This is a genomic window from Desulfosporosinus sp. FKA (assembly GCF_002196785.1).
Classification (GTDB): domain Bacteria; phylum Bacillota; class Desulfitobacteriia; order Desulfitobacteriales; family Desulfitobacteriaceae; genus Desulfosporosinus; species Desulfosporosinus acididurans.
This window is the reverse complement of sequence record NZ_NAHZ01000020.1, coordinates 1-5,175: the sequence shown is the minus strand read 5'-3', so window position 1 is coordinate 5,175 and position 5,175 is coordinate 1. Positions and strand designations below refer to the sequence as shown.

At 40.5% G+C, this 5,175-nt stretch carries 4 protein-coding genes; all 4 read left to right on the top strand.

The window, feature by feature from the left end; translation table 11 throughout:
- Window positions 1-216: 216 nt before the first annotated feature.
- The 4 genes from B5771_RS06125 (at window position 217) to aprB (ending at window position 4,982) form a co-directional block, all read left to right on the top strand.
- A complete protein-coding gene (locus B5771_RS06125) occupies window positions 217-990 on the top strand; it encodes an electron transfer flavoprotein subunit beta/FixA family protein (RefSeq protein WP_088186741.1) in 774 nt (257 codons plus the stop codon).
- Window positions 991-1,004: 14 nt separating this feature from the next.
- Window positions 1,005-1,994 (top strand): electron transfer flavoprotein subunit alpha/FixB family protein, encoded by a 990-nt coding sequence (locus B5771_RS06120; RefSeq protein ID WP_088186740.1) that lies wholly within the window; start codon window positions 1,005-1,007, stop codon window positions 1,992-1,994.
- A gap of 123 nt (window positions 1,995-2,117) precedes the next feature.
- Window positions 2,118-4,157 carry a heterodisulfide reductase-related iron-sulfur binding cluster gene (locus tag B5771_RS06115; RefSeq protein ID WP_088186739.1) on the top strand — a complete coding sequence of 680 codons (2,040 nt, stop codon included), beginning with the start codon at window positions 2,118-2,120 and terminating at the stop codon, window positions 4,155-4,157.
- A gap of 381 nt (window positions 4,158-4,538) precedes the next feature.
- Window positions 4,539-4,982 (top strand): adenylyl-sulfate reductase subunit beta, encoded by a 444-nt coding sequence (aprB, locus tag B5771_RS06110; protein ID WP_047810588.1) that lies wholly within the window; start codon window positions 4,539-4,541, stop codon window positions 4,980-4,982.
- Window positions 4,983-5,175 lie beyond the last annotated feature (193 nt).

Below are 5,175 nucleotides of genomic sequence, written 5' to 3'. Positions count from 1 at the left end.
GTGTCCCTATTGCATCCTGATGCTTGACGATGCCTGCGCCGGACTGGAAAAGAATGATGTTTTGGAAGTTATGGAAATGTCCGAACTCCTTTGTTCAGCTAGCAAGCCTTAATATCTCGTAGGTGATGCCATTTCCCCATATAGGGGAGGTGTCCAATATATACAATTATACCCAATAAGCCGTTGACAAAATAGGAAAAGTTAGGAGGAGAAAGCATGAACATCATCGTTTGCATCAAACAAACATTTGATACCGAGGCTAAAATTGTTCTTGATGGTAATGGCAAAATCGATCCCAACGGGGTCAACCTAATTATTAATCCTTACGATGAGTACGCTATTGAAGAGGGAATTCGTCTGAAGGAGAAATTTGGTGGCGATGTTACGATCGTTACTATGGGAGGTCCGCGTGCTCAAGAGGCTGTTCGTACAGCTTTGGCAATGGGGGCTGATAAAGGTGTCGTCGTGAATGATCCTATTTTAGAGGGCACGGATGAATGGGCTAATGCAGAAATTCTTGCTAAAGCAGTAGCACAACTCCCTTATGATATCATCTTATCCGGCCGGATTGCCATTGATGACGGAGCAAGTCAAATTAGCGTACGTTTAGCAGAAGCCTTAAATATTCCTTCGGTAACCAGCGTTCTTAAGCTTGAAGTTGCTGGAACTCAAGTTACTGCAACCCGTGAAATTGACGGCGGAACAGAAAACATTGAAGTTGCATTACCTGCTGTATTCACAGCCCAAAAAGGCCTCAATGAACCCCGTTATCCATCCGTAGCAGGAATCATGAAGGCTAAAAAGAAACCATTAAAATCAATGGCTGTTGCTGACCTCGGGTTAGCTGCCGGCGACTTAGCATCTAAAATGAGTGTTCAGAAATACACCTTGCCTACTGCTCGCCAAGCAGGACAAAAGATCCCTGGAGATGCACCTCAAGCCGCCAAAGAATTAGCACGACTATTGCATGAAGAAGCTAAAGTTCTGTAGAAGGAGGAATAAACATGGCAAAAGGAATATGGGTTGTTGTTGAACAACGCGAACAACAAATTCGTAAAGTTTCATTAGAACTTCTTGGACAAGGACGGAAAATGGCCGATGAGACTGGCGAACCCTTAGTCGCTGTTGTACTTGGTCAAGGAATAGAAGGACTTGCACAAACTCTTGCTGCTAATGGAGCAGACAAAGTTATTCTTGTTGAAAATGAGAAATTGGCAGAGTATACAACAGGTGCCTATACTTCGGCATTGAACCAATTGATTCGCAAAGAGGAACCACAAGCTGTCCTTATGGGTAATACAGCTGTTGGAAAGGACCTCGCTCCTCGTTTAGCTCAACGTTTAGGCGTTGGTCTTGCTTCTGACTGCACGGGTATTGAACTTGATGCCAGCAGCTTCATGACTTTCAAACGTCCTATTTATGCTGGTAAAGCCTTTGAATATCTTGCTTCCAGCGTTCGTCCTATCCTGGCTACAATTCGTCCCAATACGTTTAACCTGCCTGTTGCAGATGATTCCCGCAAGGCAGACGTTGTTAAAGAAAGTGCGGAAATTGATGCTGCGGATTTACGCGCAATCCTTAAAGAAGTTGCTATTGCGGCTTCCAAACGTCCTGAATTAACTGAAGCTAATATCATTGTTTCTGGTGGACGCGGCATGAAAGGCCCTGAAAACTATGTTATCTTAGAAAACCTGGCTGATGTTATTGGCGCAGCAGTTGGTGCATCACGCGCCGCTGTTGATGCAGGTTGGAGAGAGCAAAAGTTCCAAGTTGGACAAACAGGTAAAACTGTTGCTCCTACCCTCTATATCGCCTGTGGGATTTCTGGAGCTATCCAGCACCTTGCAGGAATGGGTTCTTCTAAATTTATTGTTGCAATCAATAAAGATCCTGAAGCTAATATTTTCAACGTCGCAGACTATGGAATTGTTGGAGATCTCTTCGAAGTAGTTCCAGTTCTGACCGAAGAATTTAAAAAGATTGTTAGTGCTTAACAATATGTTAATGCTTTAATGATTGTTCTAGGATTTAATGTTGATATTTGATAACTGAATAAATATAATTTAGCGGAGCGCCTCCATAGAGGTGCTTCGCTAAATGAATAAGGAGAGATGAGAATGGCCACACGTCAAGTGTATTGGAACATTGAAGGAGAGCATTGGCTTTATTTATTCTTCATCATTGCACTGATTTTCTTCGGTTACGGAGTGTACAAACGTTTGTCACTTTGGAAATTGGGAAAACCTGAGAATCGCTGGAAAGACGTATGGCAAGGCATAAAAGATATTCTTGTATATGGATTCGGTCATAAACGAATCCTTAAAGATTCTTATCCGGGTATTATGCACTTTTGCATTTTTTGGGGATTTGTATTTTTAGCGTTTGCTACTGCTATGATTACACTTCAAGCAGACTTTGGCTTACATATCTTCCATGGATGGCTATATTTGTTCATTAAATTGACAGCTAACCTTTTTGGTTTGTTAGCAATCCTGGGAATCATAACAGCAGCCTTTCGCCGGTATATACAAAGACCTGATCGCCTAGATAATAAAACTGATGATGCAATTACTCTAGCTTTAATATTTGCAATTCTTTTAACGGGCTTTGTAATTGAAGGAGTCCGTATCGCTGCAACACCTGATCCTTGGGCCGGATGGGGATTTATAGGACAGTGGATATCTATTCCTCTTAAAGCATCTCTCAACGAAGCACAATTACTCTCGCTGCACAGATTCCTGTGGTGGTTTCATCTTCTTTTAGCCATGACATTTATCGGATATTTCCCATATTCAAAATTGTTCCATGTAATACTTGGTCCTTTGAATATGTTTTTCCGTTATCGGGGACCAATAGGGATTCCTGAACTTATCGATTTTGAAGATGAAAATCTTGAAACATTTGGAAAAAGTCAACTGCGTGAGTTTAGCTGGAAAGCTCTGTTTAATACTGATGCTTGCTTGCGTTGCGGACGTTGTCAGGATAATTGTCCTGCTTATTTAAGCGGGAAACATTTGAGTCCCAAAAGGATAATTCAAGATATGCGTATTCTAATGGAAGAAACAGGTGAAGCTCTTAAGGCGTCTCAAAAATTGGCTCTGTCAAAGCAAAGTGCCGATTTGGAAAGTGCTGCAGCTGAAGAACCTGTCGAACTTCCTGTACCAGCTCTCATTGGTGAAGTTATTCCTGAAGAAGACTTGTGGTCCTGTACAACGTGTCGTTCTTGTGAACAACAATGCCCTGTTTTCGTTGAACATGTTGACAAAACTATAGACATGCGGCGAAATTTAGTTCTTATGGAAACTCGATTCCCGGCTGAAGCACAGTTAGCCTTCAGAAATATGGAGAACAATGGCAACCCATGGGGGATTGGCTGGACGACCCGTGCTGATTTCATCAAAGGATTAGGAGTGAAGACCTTCGAAGAAGATCCTAGTGCTGAATATTTATATTGGCCCGGATGTTCAGGAGCATTTGACGCACGTAATCAAAAAGTTTCTGCAGCACTCGTGAAGTTACTCCAAGCTGCTGGTGTTCATTTCGCAATTTTAGGCAACGATGAAAAGTGTTGTGGTGACTCAGCTCGTAAACTTGGAAATGAATATTTGTTTTATTCTTTAGCTTCGGAAAACATTGAGGTTATGAAGGGCTATGGAATCAAGAAAATTATAACTCAATGCCCGCATTGCTTTAATATTCTAAAGAACGAGTATCCACAATTAGGCGGAGACTACGAAGTCATTCATCATTCGGTCTTTTTACTGGAGCTTGTTAAAGCCGGAAAACTTAAATTTAAAAATATTGCTGGGAAATCTGTTACCTATCATGATTCTTGCTATTTGGGACGTTACAATCAGATCTATAACCAACCGCGAGAGTTGCTCAAAATGGTGGGCCTGGAAATCAGGGAAATGGCTCATACCGGTGAAAAGAGTTTTTGCTGCGGTGCTGGCGGCGGACGTATGTGGCTTGAGGAACACGAAGGAGAACGCATTAATGTCATGCGTACCGATGAAGCAATCGCTGTTAAAACTGATTATGTAGGTACTGCTTGCCCATTCTGTTTAACCATGATTGTTGATGGAATTGCTATGCGTGAAGTCGGAGAAGAATTAACAGCCTTAGATATTTCAGAAATTTTAGAAATGGTCATTTAAATTTAGAATTCAGAACATTTATTTTAATCTGTACAGATAAAATATTCACCAAATATAAATAATTGATGAATATGTCTTGTTCATAAAATCGAATTCAAAAATTGAATTCAATTATTGAATTCAAAATCGATTCAATAATTGATTAAATACTTCAATCTAAGTTTTCTCTTAAATTAACTGGAGTTAATGGGGATTCTAGGGAGGGATGCGATTGTAAATAATCTTAAAATAGTAAAAAATTTCTAATAAATAATTCCAATATTCAAAATAGTGCTTTGCCACTCATATTTTTAGCATTAATGATTATGTTTTTGAAAAATATTAAACCAATTTATCTTTAAACTAAATCATATTTACGTATTATTAAGGGAGGTTTAACAAATGCCAAGTTTTGTAATTGCAGAAAAGTGTGACGGATGCAAAGGGCAAGATAAAACAGCTTGCATGTATGCATGCCCAAATGACCTGATGTTTTTAGACAAGGAAAGAATGAAAGCTGTAAATCTAGATCCTAGTCAATGCTGGGAGTGCTTATGCTGTGTTAAAGCTTGCCCGCAGCAAGCTATGGACCTTCGTGGTTATGCAGATTTCGTTCCCCTCGGCGCTTCTTGTGTACCTCTCCGTGGTTCGGACAGCATCATGTGGACTGTTAAATTCCGCAATGGCATGACTAAGCGCTTTAAATTCCCCATCCGTACAACTGAAGAAGGCTCCGCTGTTCCTGATGGTGGTTTCGTTGAAGAAAACACCGATATCAACAGTTTAAATCTGTTTAGTGAACCGTCATCCTTAAAATTACCAGCTGTTTGGACCTATAAAAAATAAACTATTGAATACTGGAGATAAGAATAAATAGGGAGGTTAAAATCAATGCCAATGAACTTTGAAACGGTAGAAGTAACAACCGACCTTCTCATCATCGGAGGCGGAATGGGAGCTTGCGGTGCAGCTGTAGAAGCAGCTTACTGGGGCAAAAAACACGGACTTAAAGTAACCTTAGTTGATAAAGCATCAATGC